This is a genomic window from Starkeya sp. ORNL1, from assembly GCF_012971745.1.
Classification (GTDB): Bacteria; Pseudomonadota; Alphaproteobacteria; order Rhizobiales; family Xanthobacteraceae; genus Ancylobacter.
On record NZ_CP048834.1, the window covers coordinates 4,750,804 to 4,771,485 of the forward strand.

The 20,682-nt window shown below is 66.6% G+C and carries 14 protein-coding genes; 6 read left to right on the forward strand and 8 right to left on the reverse strand.

What is annotated here, in order from left to right; translation table 11 throughout:
- The first annotated feature begins 130 nt into the window (after positions 1–130).
- Both G3545_RS22490 and G3545_RS22495 read left to right on the forward strand, forming a co-directional pair.
- The gene (locus tag G3545_RS22490; protein ID WP_170015876.1) at positions 131–1,813 is read left to right on the forward strand and encodes a peroxidase family protein; all 1,683 of its coding nucleotides are present in this window, start codon (positions 131–133) and stop codon (positions 1,811–1,813) included.
- Positions 1,814–1,873: 60 nt separating this feature from the next.
- Positions 1,874–2,290 (forward strand): hypothetical protein, encoded by a 417-nt coding sequence (locus G3545_RS22495; protein WP_170015878.1) that lies wholly within the window; start codon positions 1,874–1,876, stop codon positions 2,288–2,290.
- 63 nt (positions 2,291–2,353) lie between these two features.
- Here the strand turns inward: G3545_RS22495 and G3545_RS22500 are convergent, their stop codons facing one another.
- Complete coding sequence (locus G3545_RS22500) at positions 2,354–4,411, reverse strand: BTAD domain-containing putative transcriptional regulator (RefSeq protein WP_170015880.1); 2,058 nt, start codon at positions 4,409–4,411, stop codon at positions 2,354–2,356.
- Between the two features lie 437 nt (positions 4,412–4,848).
- Here G3545_RS22500 and G3545_RS22505 point away from each other — a divergent pair, with 437 nt between their 5' ends.
- Complete coding sequence (locus tag G3545_RS22505; RefSeq protein ID WP_170015882.1) at positions 4,849–6,009, forward strand: YcaO-like family protein; 1,161 nt, start codon at positions 4,849–4,851, stop codon at positions 6,007–6,009.
- A 384-nt stretch (positions 6,010–6,393) separates the two neighbouring features.
- Positions 6,394–8,958: an HWE histidine kinase domain-containing protein gene (locus G3545_RS22510; protein ID WP_170015885.1), complete on the forward strand. Its 2,565-nt coding sequence runs from the start codon at positions 6,394–6,396 to the stop codon at positions 8,956–8,958.
- A gap of 18 nt (positions 8,959–8,976) precedes the next feature.
- Here the strand turns inward: G3545_RS22510 and G3545_RS22515 are convergent, their stop codons facing one another.
- Together G3545_RS22515 and G3545_RS22520 are read right to left on the reverse strand one after the other, a co-directional pair.
- On the reverse strand, positions 8,977–10,011 hold the full coding sequence (locus G3545_RS22515) for a DNA topoisomerase IB (RefSeq protein ID WP_170015887.1): 1,035 nt from the start codon (positions 10,009–10,011) through the stop codon (positions 8,977–8,979).
- A 116-nt stretch (positions 10,012–10,127) separates the two neighbouring features.
- Positions 10,128–11,735, reverse strand: coding sequence for an alpha-amylase family glycosyl hydrolase (locus G3545_RS22520; protein ID WP_246702527.1), 1,608 nt, complete (start codon positions 11,733–11,735; stop codon positions 10,128–10,130).
- Positions 11,736–11,932: 197 nt separating this feature from the next.
- Here G3545_RS22520 and G3545_RS22525 point away from each other — a divergent pair, with 197 nt between their 5' ends.
- Both G3545_RS22525 and G3545_RS22530 read left to right on the forward strand, forming a co-directional pair.
- Positions 11,933–12,676, forward strand: coding sequence for a thermonuclease family protein (locus G3545_RS22525; RefSeq protein ID WP_170015889.1), 744 nt, complete (start codon positions 11,933–11,935; stop codon positions 12,674–12,676).
- A 33-nt stretch (positions 12,677–12,709) separates the two neighbouring features.
- Positions 12,710–14,188, forward strand: a complete 1,479-nt coding sequence (locus tag G3545_RS22530) for a M48 family metalloprotease (protein ID WP_170015891.1) — start codon at positions 12,710–12,712, stop codon at positions 14,186–14,188.
- Between the two features lie 138 nt (positions 14,189–14,326).
- On the opposite strand, the gene G3545_RS22535 is transcribed toward G3545_RS22530, so the two are convergent.
- From G3545_RS22535 to G3545_RS22555, 5 genes are all read right to left on the reverse strand, one after another.
- On the reverse strand, positions 14,327–15,199 hold the full coding sequence (locus G3545_RS22535; protein WP_170015893.1) for an RNA polymerase factor sigma-32: 873 nt from the start codon (positions 15,197–15,199) through the stop codon (positions 14,327–14,329).
- A 185-nt stretch (positions 15,200–15,384) separates the two neighbouring features.
- Positions 15,385–15,972 carry a CarD family transcriptional regulator gene (locus G3545_RS22540; protein WP_170015895.1) on the reverse strand — a complete coding sequence of 196 codons (588 nt, stop codon included), beginning with the start codon at positions 15,970–15,972 and terminating at the stop codon, positions 15,385–15,387.
- Between the two features lie 385 nt (positions 15,973–16,357).
- Positions 16,358–16,693 carry a ferredoxin FdxA gene (gene fdxA, locus G3545_RS22545; RefSeq protein ID WP_170015898.1) on the reverse strand — a complete coding sequence of 112 codons (336 nt, stop codon included), beginning with the start codon at positions 16,691–16,693 and terminating at the stop codon, positions 16,358–16,360.
- 103 nt (positions 16,694–16,796) lie between these two features.
- Positions 16,797–17,063 (reverse strand): S4 domain-containing protein, encoded by a 267-nt coding sequence (locus G3545_RS22550; RefSeq protein ID WP_170018231.1) that lies wholly within the window; start codon positions 17,061–17,063, stop codon positions 16,797–16,799.
- A gap of 12 nt (positions 17,064–17,075) precedes the next feature.
- A complete protein-coding gene (locus G3545_RS22555) occupies positions 17,076–20,561 on the reverse strand; it encodes a helicase-related protein (RefSeq protein ID WP_170015900.1) in 3,486 nt (1,161 codons plus the stop codon).
- Between the last annotated feature and the right edge of the window lie 121 nt (positions 20,562–20,682).

Below are 20,682 nucleotides of genomic sequence, written 5' to 3' on the forward strand. Positions count from 1 at the left end.
AAGGTACCGGTTGTGATTGCGGCAATTCCGTCCCATCGTGCTGCCATCGGCAGCATGCGATCCCAAGAAACAATGGCGGCCCCGTCCGATCCCTTCGGGGGATCGGCGGACAGGTGAGGTGAACCGACCCATGCGTCATGGAAATTCGTTCGACTGCCCCTGGTCCCGGTCCCCGACCGGCATCCAATCCCGCGAAGGCTCCGCCGGCGATGTCCGGACGGAAATCTCCCGGACCTGCCTGTTCCCCGATCTGATGGATCAGCCGATCCCCTGGCTCGGCACCGGTCCGGACGACACGCGCGCGGCGCTGGAGGCGATCACCGACAGCATGGTCGGCGGCAGCGACCAGCCGTTTGGGCTGCCGCCCAATCCGATTCCGGCGGGATACACCTATCTCGGCCAGTTCATCTTCCATGACATGGTCTTCAGCCGGGCGCTGCGCAAACAGATCGGCAGCGAGGCGACGCTGGCGCTCGACCTCAACTCGGTCTATGGCGTGGCGCCGGCCTTCGAGCCGCATCTCTACGAGACGCCGGACGATTCCGCCGGACCCGCGGCGCGCTGCCGTTTCCTGATCGGCCTGACCGACCGCTCGACCTCGCCGCCGGACCTCACCGACGCGATGGCGGGCACGGCACGCGACCTGCCGCGCATCGACAGTTCCAAGGGCTTCGCCGACATGCGCGGCGTTGCCGGCCGCTCCGAGCCGATCGTGGCTGATCCGCGCAATGACGACCATCTGGTGCTGTCGCAACTGCATTGCCTGTTCCTGCAATTGCACAACCGGATGGCGGATGTGCTGCTGGCACGTGGCCTCGCCTCCGACAGCGTGTTCACCACGGTGCGGCGCTTCATCACCCGCTGCTTCCGCCACGCGGTGCTGCACGACTATCTGCGCCACATGATGGATCCCGCGATCTATGCGCTGCTGCTGGACAATGGGGATCGCGCGGCACTGTTCGGCGCGGCCGGCAGCCTGCAGACGGCGCCGGTGGAGTTCACCTTCGGCACCGCGCGCTTCGGCCATGCGATGATCCGGAGCGAATATCTGATCAACCAGCTGCCCGGCGGCGGCAAGGCGGATGTCGGCCTCGTGCTGCAGATGTCGAGCAGCCGGGCGCCGCGCCGGGTGCCGATCCCGACGCACTGGAGCGTCAACTGGTCGAACTTCCTCACCCTCGATGGCTCCAGCCCGCAGGCGGCGCGGCGCATCAGCCCGTTCCTCAACGAGACGCTCGCCCGCCGTCCGCTCGCGATCGACGATGACGGCACGCCGATGTCGATCGTGTTCCAGGACATGTGGCGCTGCTACATTCTCGGCCTGCCGAGCGGGCAGGATGTCGCGACCGAGATCGGCGCCCGCCTGGCGCCGGCACACCAGGACATCAAGGTGCCGGTGCTGAGCGGCGACGCCATGCTGCCTCCGGCCAAATTCGCCGCGGTCTATGGCTATTCGGCGCGCGCGCTCGCAAGCGCGATCCGCGCCAATCCGGGCTTCATGACGGCGACGCCGCTCTCCTACTATCTCCTTCAGGAGGCCGCCATACTCGGCGACGACGGCGCCCATCTCGGCCCGGTCGGCTCCTACATATTGGCGCACACCATGGTGCATGCGCTCGGCCTCGCCGGGCAGCATTTCGCTTCGGAAGATGCCGCCGTCGCGCAGGCCGCGGGCATCTCGACCTTTGCGGATCTGTTCGGCCTGCTCGATCGCAGCCGGATCACGGATTCGCAGCTTTTCTCCATAGTGAGCACGCGACCGGCTGCTGGTGGATCCGGACACCACAGACGAACCGGAACCACCGGAAACTGACTTGCGCAAACTGACTTGCGGAAACTGACCTGATTTCGAAACCCTAGGGGAGAGCGGACCATGGCGAAACTGAAGATCACGGACGGCGAAGGGCTCGGCAAATATCTCTACGAGATGCTGAGCGACAAGGATTTGCGCAAGAAGTTCAAGGCCGACCCGAAGGCGGAGCTCGCGCAATTCGTCGAGCTGCTCGATCCGACCAAGAAATGGGACGACGTCACCATCATCCCGCACTTCGACAAGGAGAATGATATCAATCTGATCATTCCCTGGCTGGGTGACATCCAGCAGACGCTGGACGAGATCGAGCACTCCACGCTGACGAAGCCGGCCTATGGCTATCCGGATTACTGCACGCCGGGCAATCCGAACTATGTCGATCCCGAGGCCGGAAAGACCTTGGCGGCGCGCAAGAAGAGCCGCCTCCGGGCCTATTATTTCCGGCTGAGCGACTACATCATGACGCGTTGTAAATAGAGGCTGGCAAATAGAGGCCGGCAAACCGGCGTCGGTAAACCGGCGCCGCGTCGCCCCCGACGATCACATCTCGATGGAGAGGCCGCGCCGCCGGCCACGCGGCGGCGCCGGCGGCTCGGTGCTCAGCCAAGAGGCGACGGCGCGGTCCATGCCATCGGCGAGTAGCTTGCGGTCGCGCTCGCGGCGCAGCGGGAAGATGGTCTTGAACCAGTTCACCAGCGTGCTGTCCGAAACCGGCTTCTGGCCGGCCCAGCGCTCGCGCATGCTGGTGACGAACTGCCCGGCATATTGGGCGGCTTCCACCTTCTGCCCGAGCAGAGCGTGGCTGGCTGCCGCCCATCCCGCGATATCGGGGAAGATGTCGGGCACCTGCTCGATGGAGCGCAGGCAGTCCTTATAGTCGCCGGCGAGGAACGCGATGGTGGAGCGATAGCCGAAGAAATACGGCTCGCGGATCGCGCAGATATCGAAGGCGCGGTCGCTCAGCTGCCGGGCCTGGCGGTGATTGCCCATGAAGCTGGAGGCGAGCGCATAGGCGATCAAGGTGCTGGGGTTCGCCGGATTGAGATCGTGGGCGAGCCGGAAATGCAGCTCCGCGCAATCCCAGCGCCGCTCCAGCAAATGGCTCCAGGCGAGATTGGCCTGGGAGCGATGGTCGAGATTGTCGAGCCGCAGCGCGTGCTGGGCGAGCTGCAAGGCGCGCTCGCGGTCGGCCGCGTCGTTCTCCCATCCCGGCAGCACGATCCAGCGCGAATTCAGCACGGCGGCGAGGCTCGAATAGGCGTGCGGCAGCTGCGGCGCCAGTTCGATGGCTCGCTCATAGCAGCGGATCGCGGCTTCCTCGGTCTCCGGCTGCCAGAGCACCGCGAGCTTCTGGCCGTCGAGCCAGAAATCATAGGCAGCTGCCTGGATCGGAGAGACCTTCTTGTTGCGGTGCAGGCGGGCCGTGGCGATGGCGACATTGAGATGCGAGGCCAGGCGCGCGCTCATATTGTTGAACACCGCCGTCCATTCGTTCGGCTTTGCCCGGAAGCGTTCGGCTACCAGCAGTTCCTTGTCGAAACTGTCATGGCAGCTGATGTGGAAGTCGCTGGACTTGGCGTCGGTCGGCGGCTCGACAAAGAAGGCGAACTCGATGCCCTGCGAGGCCAGCCGCTCCAGCAATGCGTCGGGCTGGTCGATCTCTCCGGCCGACTCCACCTCGACCCGGAACACCGACCATTCGCGGAAGCGGCCGAGGGTCGCGGCCAGCTCGGTGGCGAAGGCGCCGGCTATGTGGTCCGAATAGCTGCCGCCCTGCGCGCTCGGCGCCTGGATGACGGCGATGGTCGGGGTCTCCGGCCGCGAGTGGCCGGCGCGGGGCTTTTCGCGCATGTGCGCGGCGGGCTCGGCCTTGTGCGCGTCCTTGGCAGGACGCGAGGCGCGCTCGCGCAGCATGTCGACGAGGCCGAGCAGGTTGCGCGACGGTTCGATCTCGTATTCATCGGCCAGATGCCCGCGATAGGTCTCGAAATAGGCGATCGCCGGCTGCAGGCCGCCGGTCTCGAACAGCGCGATCATCTGGATTTCCGCCGCGCGTTCGGAGAACGGATCAAGCTTCAGGATCGACTTGGCGATGATGGCTTCGTCGGCGGAGGTGATGTCCTCCTCGTCGACCAGGCCGAGCAATTCGTTGACGGTTGCCTCCGACCAATTGCTGCGCCGGATCTGCAGCCATTTGTAGAAGAGCGGGTCGCATTCATCGAGGCCCTGGAGCAGGGCCGGTTCCGGCGCCTCGAGCCAGCGCGCAGCGTTTGCCGGATTGCGCGCGCGTATATCGGCGGCGAGCAGGTCGATGTCCCGATCGATCCGGCTGAGATCGATCGCGATGTCCATCTTGTCGGCCTGGAACACGGCGCCGGCATCACCGACCGGCAGGTTGCGTATTTCCTTTATGCATTGGCGCAGCGAGGCGCGCGCATGCTCCTCGTCGCTCTCGCTCCACAATACGGTGGCGAGGCGGGCGCGGCTCTCGCGCGCATGCTCGTTCAGCAGCAGATAGGAGATCAGACCGCAGGTCTTGCGCCCCTTGGGAGTAATGTCCCGTCCCGACGGATCGAACAGCCTGAACGGCCCGATCAACCTTGCCAGACATCTTCCCAACTTCCAGCCTCGCGTGTGGGCGACATGGCGTCTTACCCATTGAAGGGATTCGTCTCAAGGGTTTGCTGCTTCGATGATGCGCTTCGTTGCTTTCTGTCGAGACGTCGCCATGGCTCATACCATATGTCCCGGCAAACATTTACGATGTAATCAAGCCACCGCACCCTTGCCGGGATACTGGAGCGTGCATGACCGAAGCTGATGGACAGCGCCCGCTCATCTTGTCCCAACGCCATGGCCGTATTGCCGAATCAGATGCGCCTGCGGCGCCGGACGCAGATCCGGGGCGCCGCGACTGTGATGTTGGAGAGGTCGCGGATCTCCTTGCTGCGGGTTTCCTGCGCCCGGCGCGGGGGGATGGCGCTGTGGCCTGGGCCGGCGCCGATGGTGGGGAATCCGACCGCCGCCTGCTGCGGTTGCTCGACCGTTTCGACCTGACGGTTCACGTCCTGCCTGCCTCCGGCGTCACCATCGCGCTCACCTCGGCGCACCTGCCGGTCGGGGAGGGCGGGGAACAGGTGAGTTTTGTCGGCAAGGGCTTCGATCCAGGCGATGCGGTGCGCCGTTGCCTCGGCGAGATGGCGGAGTTCCACAGCTGGCTATACGACCCCGCGCAGGATCGCGCGCGGGTCGCGCTCGAACCGCCTCAGCCGAGGCTGCCCGGTGTCGCGGAACTGCTGGATTGCCGGGTCGGCTGGTCGCGCCAGGATGAGGCGGCGCTGCAGGCGCGCGGCTGGAGCCGCGTCGTGCGCCTGACGGGCGCCGAGCCGTTCTCGACCTGGTGCCCCGCCCCATTGTGCTTCGGCCGTTATATTGCCCCTGATCGGGCCGCCCCCGAGGCGGGCCTCGACAATAGCGGCTGTGCGGCCGGGCGGAGCCGGGACGAGGCGCTGGAAGGCGCCTTGCTGGAGGCCATAGAGCGCGATGCGACCGGCCTGTGGTGGCAGCGCGGCATCGCCCGCCCTGGCATCGATCCGCATGGCATTGCGTCAGCTCGTCTGCGGCACGGCCTCGAGGCGCATGACGACGAGACCGGGCGGCGATGCTGGTTCCTTGATCTGACGACCGATATCGCAATTCCCGTCGTCGCCGCCATTTCGATCGAGGATGACGGTACGCTCCCGGCGCTGGGTGTCGCCTGCCGCCCGCACCTTGCTGATGCGATGGAGGGTGCCTTCCTCGAAATGGTGCAGTCGGAGCTGGCGCTGGCAGCGCTGCTGCAGCGGCTCGACGAAGGCGAGCCCTCGCCTGGGGATGCCGAACTTGCACGATGGTATGAGCTGGTCGATCCCGAACACGCGCCGTGGCTGGCGCCGCAGGGCGTCGCCGGACATCTCCCGACACGCGGCATGGGAACGCCGCTCGAGCGGCTCGCCGCCTGCGGCTTTGACGCCTATGCAATGGAGCTCACGCGCGCCGCGCTAGGCATTCCGGTGGTGAAGGTTATCGTGCCCGGCCTCGCGCATTTCCGCCGACGGCAGGGGGCGGGCCGGCTCGCGGGCGTGCCGGAGCAGTTCGGGTGGCGATCCTGGCTGCCGGGAGATGGCACGTTCAACCCGACGCCGCTGCTGATCTGACACCCACGCCCGCTTTCACGCTGGTTTCACGCCGGATTGGCGATGGTCCTCCTCGCAAGACAACGAGGTGTGCCCGACGCTATGCGCCCCATGCCCGCGTGGATTCAGCGGGCAGCGAGCACTCCTCATTGTTGCCGGCCCCGTCACCGAGAGGACCGCGGTCAGACGGCATTCGGCCGGCAAGACGGCACCCTGCCCCCCGGGGGGCAGGGCAGGGTGCCGTCACTCCTCCGTCCAAAATTTCCAGATGACGCTGGCCGCGTTGCCCGCTAGCAACGCTGCCGTGCCCGCGGGGGCGTCCGGTGTCAATCGCGGGAACCAATGTTCGATTTCACGGTTGTTTGCGCCTGAAAGCTGTAAATCGCCCCAATGGCGCAAGGATCGATGGCGGACCAACCTTTGCGCGTAGACCTTACGAATTGTGACCGTGAGCCTATTCACATCGTAGGTTCAATCCAGCCTATCGGTTTCCTGATCGCCGTCAGTGCCGACTGGATCATTGCCCGCGTGTCGGAGAATGTCGGGAAGTTCCTGGGGAGAAGCTCGGCCGAACTGATCGGCCAACCACTGGCCGCGTTCATACCGTCGCGCGCGGTGCACGATCTGCGTAATCGCGTGATCATATTGCGCGGCCCCGACGCCGTGGAACGGCTGTTCGGTTGCCACCTTGTGGAGGGTGCGCCGCCCTTCGACATCGCAATCCATTTGTCGGGCGGCCAGATCGTAATCGAGGCCGAGCCCGGCTCGGCCGAGAATGGGGACGCCACGGGCATTGTGCGCTCGATGGTCGGGAGGCTCGACCAGACCACCGAGCTTGGTGGCTTCTATCGCGAGGGGGCCCGGCAGGTCAGGGCGCTGCTCGGCTATGACCGCGTCATGGTCTATAAATTCGCGGCAGACGGCTCGGGCGAGGTGGTGGCCGAGGCTTGCAAGGCCGGCATAGGCAGCTTTTTCGGACTGCATTATCCGGCGAGCGACATTCCCCAGCAGGCACGCCAGCTCTACCGGCGCAATATACTGCGCATCATCGGCGACGTGAATGCCGATGCCGTGCGCATTGTTCCGGAACTCGACGAAGAGGGCAGGCCACTCGACCTATCGCTGTCTGTGCTTCGCTCGGTCTCGCCGATCCACATCGAATATCTGAAGAACATGGGCGTGCGCGCCTCGCTGTCCATCTCGATCATCGTCGAGGATCAATTGTGGGGGCTATTTGCCTGCCACAATTACGCGCCTCGGTGCCCGACGTTCGAACGTCGCTCCGTGAGCGAACTCTTCGCGCAGATGTTTTCCATGCGCCTGGAGAGCCGCGAGCGGCGGGCCATAGTCGAGTATGAGCGGCGAGCCCGCGACATATCCGATCAGTTGCTCGGGGCCGTTGCCTCCGACGAGACTTTGCTCAATGACCCGGACTGGCTGGGCGATATCCTGACCAACGCGATTCCGGCCGATGGTGTCGGCGTCTGGATCAACGGGAATTATGCGTTCTCGGGCACGACTCCACCGACCGATGGCTTTCGCCGGGTGATCCGCGCCCTAAACGGGACGGCGGCCGGCAAGGTGTATGCGACAGATCACATCGCCGCCCTGGTTCCCGGCGGGGAAGAGTTTGCCTCGCTCGCCGCCGGCATGCTCGCCATTCCGATTTCGCGCTCGCCTCGCGACTACATCGTGCTGTTCCGCTCGGAGCTGACCCGATCCGTGCGTTGGGCAGGCGATCCCCACAAGCCGATCGAGTATGGCCCGAACGGACCTCGCCTGACGCCGCGCGAGAGCTTTCAGGAGTGGAAGGAACTGGTCGAGGGACGATCGGCGCCCTTCACGTCGTCCGAATTGCGCGTTGCGGAGACGCTGCGCGCGACGCTTATCGAGGTGGTGTTGCGCCTTGCGGACGAGGCTGCCGCCGAACGTCATCAGGCCAATGCGCGACAGGAGTTGCTGATCGCCGAACTCAACCATCGAGTCCGCAACATACTGGGCGTCATTCGCGGCCTGATCCGCCAGTCGCAGCCGGAGGAGGAGGCGGTGAAGGAGTTCGTGAAGCTGGTGGACGGGCGTATCCATGCGCTGGCGCGCGCCCATAACCAGATCACCGACGATCACTGGGGGCCGGCTCCGCTGCAAGCGCTCATCGACGCGGAGGCCGCGGCCTTCGCCGCGGAGCGTCAGAACTCCATCGTTTCGAGCGGAGACCCCGTCCTTCTCAATCCGCAGGCCTATTCGACGATGGCGCTCGTGCTGCACGAGCTCGTCACCAATTCCGCGAAATATGGCAGTCTGTCCGACGGGGGGCGGGTGCTTATCGAATGGCACCGCAACAATGTTGGCGACCTGATGCTCGATTGGCAGGAGGCCGGCGGGCCTCCCGTTACGCCACCAAGCCGGCGCGGCTTCGGCACCACCATCATCGACCGCTCGGTGCCATACGATCTGGGTGGGACCGCATCCATTGAGTATGCCGAGGGCGGCGTGCGTGCGAATTTCCGCATCCCCGCGAGGCATGTCTCCGAGCCACGCTCGTTCGCGGGGCCGGCAATCAAGCTCCCCGGCCCGACCCAGTTGCACAAGCCCGCGCCGCCACCGGACCTCCTCAGAGGCAGGACGGTACTGATCGTCGAGGACAGCCTGATCATCGCGCTCGATGCCGAGGATATCGTCTCGCGGCTCGGTGCGGCCAATGTCACGACCGTCTCGACGATCGAGGCCGCGCTGGACAGTCTCGATGGCGGTACGCCGTCGGTCGCGATCCTGGACATCAATCTCGGCGACCAGACCAGTTTCCCGATTGCCGACCGGCTGCTCGACCGCAATGTGCCGTTCCTGTTCGCGACCGGCTATGGCGAGCAGGCGAAACTGCCGATGGAGCATCGCGCCCGCCCGGTGGTGCAGAAGCCCTATACGCTGGAAAATCTTGCTCGGTCGCTTGGCGATCTGCTCGGCCTGCGCTGAACGAGCGATGGCCTCGCCTCAGTCGACATGCCGCGAGACGATGCGCGCCAGAATCTTCGCCCGCCCTTCCGGGCTTCGCGTGCTCCGCAATTCGTCGGCGTAGCGCGCCAGGCTGCCGTCCTCGAAGGCGGTGACGACGGCGGCGTGGACATAGCTTTTGCGGCAGACCGCCGGCGTGTTGGCCAGGGTCTCGGCGACCGAGGACAGCGCGCTTACCACTTGCGCCTTGCGCGCCCGGGCCGAGGCCGCGGGGATGGCGAGCGCCAGCGTCTCCAGCGCGCTGGAAGAGGCCACCAGGGTGCGGAAATCCTTCAGCGAAATCGGCCGGCCCGCGAGCTCGCGCAGGAAGGCATTGACGCCGCCGGCGCGTATCGCGTGCACCGCACCATCGCCATTGCGGTACTGGAACAATCGGCGGCCGGGCAACGCCATCAGCCGCGTGAGCGCGGCGGCGAAGGTGGGGCGGCAGATGTGCTTGACGATGCGCTTGCCGCCCTTGCCCTTGAAGGTCAGCGTGACCTGCTCGCCATCGATCCGGACGTTCGATTTGAGCAAGGTGGTGGCGCCGCGTGTGCCGTTCTCCTTTGCGTAGGCTTCGCCGCCGGCGCGCAGCGCGGTGAGCGCCACCAGTTCCACCACGGTGGCCATGGCGAGGCTGCGGGTCGGCTCCTTCTCCGCGAGCCGGCGGCGCACGGCACGGCGTATGGTCGGCAGCGCGTGGGTGAGCGTGTCGAGCCGGCGGGCCTTCAGCTCCTCGCGCACCCGTGCCCAATCCGGATGGTAGCGATATTGCAGCCGGCCGGCGGCATCGATACCGACCGCCTGCAAATGCGCGGACGGGTCCCCCGCGTAGCGCACATCCTCATAGGCCGGCGGCACCGCCAGCGATTTCAGCCGCGCGATCTCGTCCGCATTGCGGATGAGGCGGCCGCGCGCATCGCGAAACGCGAAGCCGTCGTCCGCGGGCTCGCGGCGTATGGTGAGGGCGTCGGGTGTGACGATGGTGAGATCGAACTTGCCTGCCAGCCTGCGGACCAGCGTTTCCTTGCGCATTGCAATCCCGTCCCGACGTGTCTGTCGCCGACAAGTCGGAGCAGGGTGTTTGCGTTCCGCATCAGTGCGCCGGCCGCTCGATCACGAGATCGAGCAATGCCACTCGATGCCCGTGTTCAGGCCAGTCTGAAGATGATCCCCTCGTCCGGCCGCAAATGGAGCGGCCCGGCAGGCACCTCTCCCACGCGGTCAAGATGGGTCGAGAGCAGTATGGCGCGTGCGCCGGTCGATGCGTCGAGCGTTGCTGGTTGGTGGCCGAGATTGAGCGCCACCACGACGTCTCCATCCGGATGGCGACGGTGGAAGGCGAGGATGTCGCCGCTTGTCGGAATGCCTTCATAGCTGCCAAGCGAAAGTGCCGGCGTCGCGCGCCGCAGTGCCAGCAGCCGGCGATAAAGCGTAAGCAAGGACTTGGGATCGGCGCTCTCATCCGCGACATTCATCGCCAACTCGCCGCCGATCGGCAGCCATGGCGTGCCGGTGGTGAAGCCGGCGTCCGGCGCGCCGGTCCAGCGCATCGGCGTGCGCACCGGATCGCGGCCGACACCGATGCCCGGCTCGTTCTTCTCCCAAGGATCCTGCGCCGCCTCGGGCGGAACCGGCACATCCACCATGCCGAGCTCGTCGCCATAATAGAGCGTCGGCGTACCGCGCAGCGTAAGCAGCAGCATGCTCGCGACCCGTGCCTGCGCCGCGCCGACCCGGCTCGCCACCCGGCTGCGGTCATGATTGCCGAGCACCCAGTTCGGCCAGGCGCCGGGCGGTAGCGCCCGCTCATAAGCCTCGATCAGACTGGCAAGGTGACGGGCATCCCAGGGCGCGGCGATCAGCTGGAAATTGAACGGCAGATGCGCGCCGGAAAGCCTCTCGCCATAATAGGTGACGACGCGCTCCATCGGCAGATAGATCTCGCCGATCAAGAGCTTGTCGCCATAGGCGCTGAGTGTCCCGCGCATCTCGCGGACAACCTGATGCACCTCGGGCCGATCGGTGGAATGGATCGGCAGATGGCGCTCGATGGCGGGCTGGCCGGGCTGAAACGCGGGGTTCGGCGGATCGTCGCGGAATTCGGCGTCCTTCATCAGGTGCCACATGACGTCGACGCGGAAGCCGTCGACGCCGCGCTGCAGCCAGAAGCGCAGTGCGTCCATCATGGCGGCGCGCACCGCCGGGTTGCGCCAGTTGAGGTCGGGCTGCGCCTTCAGATAGGCGTGGTAATAATATTGTCCGGATGCAGCGTCCCGTTCCCAGCCGCTGCCGCCGAAATGGCTGAGCCAATTGTTCGGCGGGCCACCATCCGGCGCCGGCTCGCGCCAGATGTACCAATCGCGCTTCGCGCTTGCTCGGCCGGTCCGGCTTTCCGCGAACCAGGGGTGCCGTGCGGACGTGTGGTTGGGCACGAAGTCGAGGATGATCCTGAGGCCGAGCCGATGGGCGTCGCCGACCAGAGCGTCGAAATCCTCAAGCGTGCCGAAGATCGGATCGACGCCGCAATAATCCGCGACGTCATAGCCGAAGTCGGCCATGGGCGAGGGGTAGAAGGGCGAGATCCACACCGCGTCGATGCCGAGCCCGGCGAGATAGGGCAGGCGTCGGCGCACCCCTTCGAGATCGCCGATGCCGTCGCCATTGGTGTCCTGGAATGAGCGGGGATAGATCTGATAGATCGTCGCGCCGTGCCACCACGACAGCGGGATATCCGTTTGGTCTCCGGTTCCTGGCACGGATGCATGTCCCCTTCCGGCTTCCCGCAGACCCTTAAGCCATAAGAGGTACCGCGGAATGACGGTCCCATGAACAGGTCCCGCCGGGCATTTGCGGTGGGCGGACGCCGCGGCATCGGCTAGAATGCGCGAGGTGAAAGACGGAGCCGGCAGCGAGCAGCATGAGTTTCGTGTCTACCACGATCGGGGCGCCGTCATTGTTCGCGCTCGCGCTGTTGGTTGTGCTGTCTTCGCCGGTTCGAGCGCAGGATTGCACGCTGCCGCATATGGAGCGTGGACAGGTCGCCGGCCTTGCAGGCGGCGGGGATTTGCGGCTCGCGGACGGGCGGGTGGTGCGCCTCGCCAGCGTCGCGACCGATTTCGGCGATTCCGGTCATGCCGAGGCGTTGCGCACCGCGCTCGGTGAGCTCGTTCTTGGCCGGAATGTGGCGATCGCCTCCGCCGCAGCGCGGCCGGACCGCCATGCACGGCTTGCCGGCATGGTCCGGGTCGAAGACGGGGACTCCCTGCAGGGCGCGCTGGTCGAACTCGGCCTTGCCGTGGTCCGGCCGGAAGAGGGCTATCTGCCTTGCGTTGCGGGCCTGATGGAGGCCGAGGATGCCGCCCGCGCAGCGGATCTCGGGCTGTGGACGACATTGCCGGACGACGCGCGGGATGCTGCTGCGGTTCGCCGCAGGAATGGCCGTTTTGGAGTGATCGAAGGCCGCATTTTCGCCGCCGGAAGCGGGCGAAATAGCGATTATCTGAATTTCGGCCGGGTCTGGCGCGAAGACGTCACGGTCCGGATACAGCGCCGTGACCGTGCGCGCTTTGTCGAGGCGGGCCTTGAGCCGGGGAGCCTCAACGGGCGGCGCATCCTGGTGCGCGGCGTGATATTCGAGGCCGGCGGGCCGATCATTGAGGCACGCTGGCCGGAGCAGGTTCGACTGGAGGGAAAGTAGCGGGTGGCATCCGGGGTCGCAGGGGTGGGGGAGATGCACGGCGGAACCTGGTTCCGGCGCGCGCGGCTCTGTGCGCTCATTGCCGGCGCGGCGCTGCTGCTGGCCGGCTGTGCCGGGCTCGACATCTCGACGCCGGCCCCCGATGCACAGGCGAGCGCCTCCTCCTTCGAGGACACGCTCACCCCGACGCAGCGCAAGGAGCATGAGCGACTCGTCGCCTCCTATGGCGGCGCCTATGACGATCCCAAGCTCCAGACGCTGATCCAGGAAACGGTGACCCGACTGGTGGCGGCTTCCGAGCGGCCGGACCTGAAATATCGCGTCACCATCCTCAACTCGCCGGCGATCAATGCCTTCGCGCTGCCCAACGGCTCGCTCTATGTGACGCGCGGGCTGCTCGCGCTCGCCAATGACACCTCGGAACTCGCCTCCGTGCTGTCGCACGAGATGGCGCACGTCATCGCCAATCATGCGGCGATCCGCGAGGACCAGATGAAGCAGGCGGTGCTGGTCAGCCGCGTCATCTCCGATGTCGTCAATGATTCCGATCTCGGCGCGCTGGCACTGGCCAAGAGCCGCATGTCGCTCGCCAGCTTCTCGCGGGCGCAGGAACTGGAGGCGGACGCCATCGGCGTCGGCATCAGCGCGCGTGCCGGCTTCGACCCCTATGGCGCCTCGCGCTTCCTCACCGCCATGGGCAAGCAGGCGGCGCTGCGCTCCTCCTCGATCGGCCAGAGCACGACGACGGGTGATGCCACCGACTTCCTCGCCACCCACCCGGCGACGCCGGAGCGCATCTCCATCGCCATCGCCAATGCCCGCGAATATGCCTCGCCGGACAAGCCGGGCGAGCGCGACCGCAAGCTCTATCTCGCCGCGCTCGACGGCATGATCTATGGCGACGACCCGAAGGAAGGCTTCGTGCGCGGCCGGCGCTTCTTCCATCCCAAGCTCGGCTTCACCTTCACCGCGCCCGAGACCTTCACGCTGGAGAACACCTCGCAGGCCGTACTCGGCGCGACGTCGACCGGGCGCGAGGCCTTGAGGCTCGATGCGGTGCGGGTCGGCGGCGACCAGAGCCTGTCGCAATATCTCTCCTCCGGCTGGATCGAAGGCGTGGAGATCGCCTCGGTCGAAAGCCTGGTGCTGAACGGCTTCCCGGCGGCCACCGCGGTGGCGCGCGGCGACCAGTGGTCGTTCCGCATGTTCGCCATCCGCTTCGGCAGCGACGTCTACCGGCTGATCTTCGCCGCGCGCGATCTGACCCCCGATCTCGACAAGCAGTTCCGCGCCGCCGCCGAGACCTTCCGGCGCGTCTCCATCGAGGAGGCGGACAAGGTGAAGCCGCTGCGCATCCGCATCGTCGATGTCGGCCTGACCGACAATATCGACAAGCTGGCAGGCAAGATGGAGGTGCCGGACCGCGACATGGAGCGCTTCCTGATCCTCAACGGCATCGAGCGCACCGCCAAGCTTTCTTATGGCGAGGAATTGAAGATCGTCGCGGATTGAGGGTGTTCGGCTTCAGCATCCTTCGAGGCCCAGCTTTTCCGGGCACCTCAGGATGAGGTCGCGTTTAAGAGAACCACCTCATCCTGAGGTGCTCGGGCATCGTCCGAGCCTCGAAGGATGCTGAAGCAGCACGACGCTTCAGATAAACGCGTTGCTTGGCGCCGCGCCGCCCTGGGTCAGCGCGGTGCGCAACTTCTCGATGGCGCGGTTCTCGATCTGCCGCACGCGTTCCTTGGAGATGCCGAGCCGGGCGCCGAGCGCTTCCAGCGTCGCGCCGTCATCGGTCAGGCGCCGTGCCGCGATGATGCGCATCTCGCGCTCGCTCAATTGCTTCAAGGCCGAGCGCAGCCAGCGCCGGCGACGCTCGGTATCGATCTCCAGAGCCGCCTGCTCGTCGGGCAGCGGATCGGGCGCGACGAGCTGGTCGATGCGCTCCGCGGTGCCGGGATCCTCGCTGGCCAGCGGCGCGTTCAGCGAGATGTCGGCGCCGCCGAGCCGGGCATCCATGCGCGCCACTTCCTCCACCGTGACACCGAGCGAGGCGGCAACCGATTGGTGGACCTCCTCGATGCTGCGCGGCGTGCCGCCGATGCGCTCAAGCCGGGCACGGATGCGGCGCAGATTGAAGAACAGCGCCTTCTGCCCGGAAGACGTGCCGCCGCGCACGATCGACCAGTTGCGCAGCACATAGTCCTGGATGGCGGCGCGGATCCACCAGGTCGCGTAGGTGGAGAAGCGCACCTCGCGATCCGGCTCGAAGCGGGTGGAGGCTTCCAAGAGGCCGACATGGCCTTCCTGCACCAGGTCGGCCATCGGCAGACCGTAATTGCGGAAGCGGCGGGCGAGCGCCAGCACGAGGCGCATATGAGAGCGAATCAGCTCGTGGAGGGCGGCTTCGTCGTGCTCGCGGCTCCAGCGCACGGCGAGCTCATATTCCACGGCGCGGTCGAGGAGGGGAGCGCTCATCGCTGCCTTGGCAAGCAAGGAGCGGTTTCCGGCCGGATCATACATCTGAGCATCTCCCCAATGCATGGGGGCCCGGGACACGCTCACCCGGGCGCCGCTGGGGCTCAACGCTGCAGCGTCGCACTGGTTCCCGCGGAACCGCGCGATCGAAATAAGACGGAAGGCCTATCAAGCAAAAGGCCCGGCGCATGGCCGGGCCTTTGGAATTCGGGAGGGCGTAAAGCCGGCGATCAGGCCGCCTCTTCCTCGGTCTCGGTGTCTTCGGCTTCCGCTTCCTCGGCATCGGCCTTGCCGCCGCGCTTCGGGCCCTTGAGCAGGTTCTGCTCGATGAGCTTGATCGCCTCGGTCTCGGTCAGATTATCGACGGCGGCGAGCTCGCGCGCCATGCGGTCGAGCGCGGCCTCATAGAGCTGACGCTCGCTGTAGGACTGCTCGGGCTGCGCTTCGGAGCGATACAGATCACGCACCACCTCGGAGATGGCGACGAGGTCGCCGGAATTGATCTTGGCCTCGTATTCCTGCGCGCGGCGGCTCCACATGGTGCGCTTCACGCGGGCGCGGCCCTTCAGCGTCTCCAGAGCCTTCTTGACGATCGTGGGCTCGGACAGCTTGCGCATGCCGACGGAGACGATCTTCGGCACCGGAACGCGCAGCGTCATCTTGTCTTTTTCAAAATGGATGACGAACAGTTCAAGCTTGAAGCCGGCGACTTCCTGCTCTTCGATGGAAGTGATACGCCCGACGCCGTGCGACGGATAAACGATATGCTCGCCCGTCTTGAAACCCTGGCGGAGGTTTGAGGGCTTCTTCGTCGACATGCTGAGTCCTGTTTCCTGGGTCCCGACCGATCGCTGCCGCGCGACCTCGGTTAAGATGCGGCAGCGGCCTGCGGACAAGAGGTCCGCGGGCAAAAAGACGTCGTCTCCGCAACCTGCGGAGCTTCACTTTCAGCCGATGACGGAAATCTCGGATGTCTCTGCCACGAGCGTAAAAACGCATGGCAAAGGGGAACCCGCTTCATGTTCCGGGAGGGTCGCTCCGCACCTGGAGCGCCGCGTCATTGCAAACCCAATCGACTGCACAATTGTTCATATAGCACAATTGTGCTGAAAATCAAAGCGCTGCCGCGCCGCAGCGCGCCGGCGCGGGGTGACGCAGGGTCAAAGGCGCGGCTGCAAACAACGCCGCGCAAATCACATAATGTCAGGCGTCCTTACCCGGTTCGGTGGAGAGATACTGTAGCTTGTCGGCCACACCATCCCATTCCTTGGCGTCGGCCGGGGGTTCTTTCTTCTCAGTGATGTTGGGCCAGACCTTTGCATAGTCGGCATTCAGCGCCAGCCACTTTTCAAGACCCGGTTCGGTGTCGGGCTTGATCGCCTCGGCCGGGCATTCCGGCTCGCAGACACCGCAATCGATGCATTCGTCGGGGTGGATGACGAGGAAGTTTTCGCCCTCATAGAAACAGTCGACCGGACACACGGAAACGCAGTCCGTGTATTTGCACTTGATGCAATTTTCCGTGACGACGTAGGGCATTCGTCAAGTCTCCGACATGGGCATGTAATTTGGCCCGTGCTTCCCCTATCGCACGCGCTGTCACCGTGCAAGGTGCTGTTCCGCGGAGCAGGATTGCACCGCCTCAGCCGGGCTCCGTGACCTCGATATAGAGGGCGCTTGCCGCTTGCGCATCGCCCCGGCGCTCGGAAAATCCGGAGATCCGCAGGATTCGGACCCGGGAGTCGAGGGCGATGGTCACGACGTCGCCGAGTTTGGCGGCGTGGGCCGGCGTGGTGACCCTGGCGCCATTGACCCGCACCCGGCCGGCCTTCACCAGCGCACTTGCGGCGCTGCGGGTGCGCACCACCCGCGCATGCCAAAGCCAGGCGTCTAGCCGGGGGCGCTCCAGCGACATGCGGCGTCAGCTGCCTCCCTTGTCGGCCTCCATGCGGGCCTTCAAGGCAAGCAGCGCGGCGAAGGGCGAGTTGGGATCGACCGTCGTCGGCCGTTCGCGGCGCTGATCCTGGCGATGATCCTGGCGCGGCTGTTGCGGGCGATCATTGGATGGGCGGTCGGAACGCTCGCGACGATCCGGCCGGTCGCCACGCGGCGGGCGGTCGCCGCGGGCTTCGCCATCGCGGCCGTCGCGCCGGAAATGATCCTTGCCCTGGCCCTGGTTCTGGCCACGGTTCTGTCCCTGATGCTCGCGGCCTTGCCGGTCGCCCTCGCGTCGATCCGGGCGGCCACCGGTGCGTTCGGGACGCTCGCCGCGCTCCGGCCGTTCACCCTGTGCGGCGGGCGCGGCGTCTGCCTGGACCTGCGCTTCGCCATTCGCCGGACGCTGGTTCGGGCGGCCATGCGCGTTCTGGCCGTGCGTGTTCTGACCATGGGCAGGCTTGCCGCGGCCATGATGCTGCGGACGCTGCTGGCCCGCCGGACGGCCGGGACGCCAGATCTCGATCATCGCCGGCTCGGTGGGCGGCGCTGCCTCGACGGCCGCGGCCTCCTCGACGGGTGCCGTCTCAAGCACGGCCTCGGATCCGGGCGCTGCTTCCGACACGGCCGTCTCGGCCGACGCCGGCTCCGGAGCGATCTCGACTGGCGCGGCCTCGACCGCGGCCGGCTCGTCGCTCGGCTGCACCTCGGCAACGGCTTCCGCGACATGCGTTTCCGCCGCCACGGTCTCGACCGTCGCGGTCTCAATGGCCGGCGCCTCGACCGCGGCCGGCTCGTCGCTCGGCTGCACCTCGGCAACGGCTTCCGTGACATGCGTTTCCGCCGCCACGCTCTCGACCGTCGCGGCTTCGGCGGCCGTCGCCTCGTCCGCGACGGGTTCCGCCGTGACATCAGAGGCTGGCGCTTCGGTCACGGCCTGCTCAGCGGGGGCGTCGGCGATTTCGGCCGGCGCCTCGGTCGCCGGCTCCGGCGACGGGGCCGGGCGGCGTTCCATGCGATAGCCGAGCGAGCGCAGGATCGAGGCGAAATCCTCGCCCGCGCAGCCGGCGAGGGAGGTCATCGCCACCGTGGCGACGAAGCCTGAACCATCGAAGGCGCCGGCCGGCTTCTCGCCCGGAGCGTTCGGACGCCAGGCCAGTGCCGGGCGGATCAAGTCGGCAAGCCGCTCAAGAATATCGATGCGCACCGCGCGCGAGCCGGCGACGCGGAAGCCGACGGCGCGGTAGAGTCCCTTCTGGATCTCGTTGTCGACCGGGATCGAAGTGCGCCCCGAAGCCGCCAGATGCGGCAGCTCGTCGAGGCCCTTCTGCTGCAGGCCGCCATGCTTCAGCGCCCAGAGCTGGGCGGCCAGCGTGCGCGGCGCCGGCTTCAGGAGCGCCGGGATATAGATGTGGTGGGCGCCGAAGCGTACGCCGTGGCCACGCAGCAGCGCCCGCGCATCTTGCGGCAGCGCCTTCATCTCCTCGGCCACCTTGTGGCGCTCCAGCACGCCGAGCGCCTCGACCAGCTGGAAGGCGATGCCGCGTGCAATGCCGGTGATGTCCTCGGCACGGCCGAGTGCCAGCAGCGCGCCGAGCAGCTTCTCGATATGCGCCTTCAGCCAGAGATCGAGCCGCGCCTGCACGCCGTCGCGCGCCGGGCCGGTCAGATGCTCGTCGGCAATGATCTTGAGGCGGGGGCTGAGCACTTCCTCGCCGGGGATCAGCTTCGCCACGGGGTCGCCGACCCAGCGCAGCGTGCCGTCGGCGCTGAGCACGAAGGCGTCGTCCCCGCTCTCGGAGAGCTTGGCGGCGCGGCTCTCGATCTCGCCGGCCAGCGCCTTCTGCGCGGTTGCCCTGAGTGCCTTGGCCTCGGGGCCGCCCGCGGAAGGGTCGGCGGCAAATTGGAACCCAAGAAGGTGGCCAATCACATGGCCCTCGACGACAACGTCGCCGCCCTTGGTGATTTCAGTGTCGAGCATCGTGTTCTCTCGCAGGCGCCGCATCAGGACGCTGGTTCGTCGGTCCACGAAACGGTGCGCCAGTCTCTCGTGCAGCGCGTCGGAGAGCTTATCCTCCACGCCGCGCGTGACACCTCGCCAGTGCTCCGGGTCTTCGAGCCAGTCCGGCCGGTTCGCGGCGAAGGTCCAGGTACGGATCTGCGCTATACGCCCCGACAGAGTGTCTATGTCACCTTCCGCTCGGTCCGCCAAGGCCACCTGGCGTGCAAACCAGTCAGTATCGATGCGGCCTCGGCGCATCAGGTCGCCATAGACGGTGATGACGAGATCGGTGTGCGAGGCGGGGGAAACCTTGCGATAGTCGGGAAGCTGGCACGCCTCCCACAAACGCTCGATTTCAGAAGCGCCTGTGGCGAAACGGCGAACCTCTTCCTGTCGCGCCGCAACCTCCAGCACCCGCACGTCGTCGGCGGTCGGCGCCCGCGTCAGCCCCTCCTCGCGGGGCACCTCGGCGAGGCTCATATGCAGCGCTTCGATGGAGCGGAAATCGAGCGACGTGTTGCGCCATTGCAGCACGCGGTGCGGCTCGAAGCTGTGGCTCTCCAGCCGTTCCACCAGTTCGGCGTCGAACGGCGCGCAGCGGCCCGTCGTGCCGAACGTGCCGTCGCGCTGCGCGCGGCCGGCGCGGCCGGCGATCTGCGAGAGCTCTCCTGGATTGAGCCTGCGGAACTGCCAGCCGTCGAACTTCACGTCGCCGGCGAAGGCGACATGGTCGACGTCGAGATTGAGCCCCATGCCGATGGCGTCGGTGGCGACCAGATAATCGACATCGCCGGATTGGTAGAGCGCGACCTGGGCGTTACGGGTGCGCGGCGACAGCGCGCCGAGCACCACTGCCGCGCCGCCGCGCTGGCGGCGGATCAGTTCGGCGATGGCATAGACCTCCTCCGCCGAGAAGGCGACGATGGCCGAGCGGCGCGGCAGGCGCGAAAGTTTCTTCTCGCCGGCGAAGGTCAGGTTCGACAGGCGTGGACGGACCAGGATGCTGACGCCCGGCAGCAGCCGCTCCACCAGCGGGCGCATGGTGGCGGCGCCCAGCAGCAGCGTCTCCTCGCGGCCGCGACGGTTCAGCATACGGTCGGTGAAGACGTGGCCGCGATCGAGATCGGCGGCGATCTGGATCTCGTCGAGCGCCACGAACGCCACATCGAGGTCGCGCGGCATCGCCTCCACCGTGGAGACCCAATAGCGCGGGTTGTGCGGCTTGATGCGCTCCTCGCCGGTGATCAGCGCGACCTGGTCGGCGCCGGCGCGCTCGACGAGGCGCTGATAGACCTCGCGGGCGAGCAGGCGCAGCGGCAGGCCGATCAATCCCGAGGAATGGCCCAGCATGCGCTCGATGGCGAGATGGGTCTTGCCGGTATTGGTGGGGCCGAGGACGGCGGTGACGCCGCGAGCTCGCAGCGAAGGCGGCAGCGGCTTGGTGCCGTAGAGCGGCGTTGCAATGTTCATGGGCCGGTTATGTCGTCCATCGGGCCGGCAGGCGGGCGGCCCTTGTAGCACATAGCCCGCGGCAGAGTCGCCACCGGGTGTGGGGAAGGAAGCGGCAGTATAGCGCGGCCTCCGGGGCGGC